Origin of the sequence: Zooshikella harenae, assembly GCF_018837975.1 — a bacterium.
GTDB classification, from domain to species: domain Bacteria; phylum Pseudomonadota; class Gammaproteobacteria; order Pseudomonadales; family Zooshikellaceae; genus Zooshikella; species Zooshikella harenae.
On record NZ_JAGSOY010000336.1, the window covers coordinates 1 to 650 of the forward strand.

The 650-nt window shown below is 45.8% G+C and carries 2 protein-coding genes; both read left to right on the plus strand.

Annotated elements, in window-relative coordinates; translation table 11 throughout:
• Positions 1-182 (plus strand): hypothetical protein (locus KCG35_RS25995; RefSeq protein ID WP_215822813.1); only part of this gene is annotated, 182 nt, incomplete at its 5' end.
• A gap of 33 nt (positions 183-215) precedes the next feature.
• Positions 216-650, plus strand: a 435-nt coding sequence (locus KCG35_RS26000; RefSeq protein WP_215822814.1) for a helix-turn-helix domain-containing protein, incomplete at its 3' end; no start/stop codon positions are given.

Genomic DNA, 650 nt, shown 5'->3' on the forward strand with positions numbered 1-650 from the left:
GCCTACCCCACCCCAATTACTCAATCCCCCCTAAAAAAATAGCCGGTAACCTTAGTTATCGGAAGTTTTCGCTAAAGCTCTATATGCCCTATAAGCCAGTGTTTTCGGTAGTTAGCGTAGATAAGGATGATCTGGTTTCGTTTATTTCGATTGTTTGCCCGTTTCGTTTATTTCGTATATGATGACTGTATTGGTCATTAAGAGGTTTCAGAAACATGGCGACATCAACAGCACTTGGGGCAGTACACAACCCAAGCCCCTATGATATTGATCTAGCGCGACAGAGCGCTCCTTTACTTGCCAAAATCATTGGTAAGCAGGCACCAAGTGCTGAGCGTATTCAGTTTGTTGATGAAGGTGGAGAGCAGTTAACTGTTCCAACAGCAGCCCTCAACCTGTTGAAAGAGGTCTTAGTTCAAATGGCACAAGGTCATGCTGTGACACTGGTACCTGTGCATGCTGAGCTGACAACACAGCAAGCTGCAGACATGCTGAATGTCTCTCGCCCTTATTTGGTGAAACTACTGGAACAAGGTGAGATCCCCTTTACCAAAAAAGGAACTCACCGTCGCGTGCTTTTCCAAGACGTCATGAATTATAAGCAAGCGGTTGACCAGAAGCGTCTCTCTGCACTTGATGAACTCACCGCA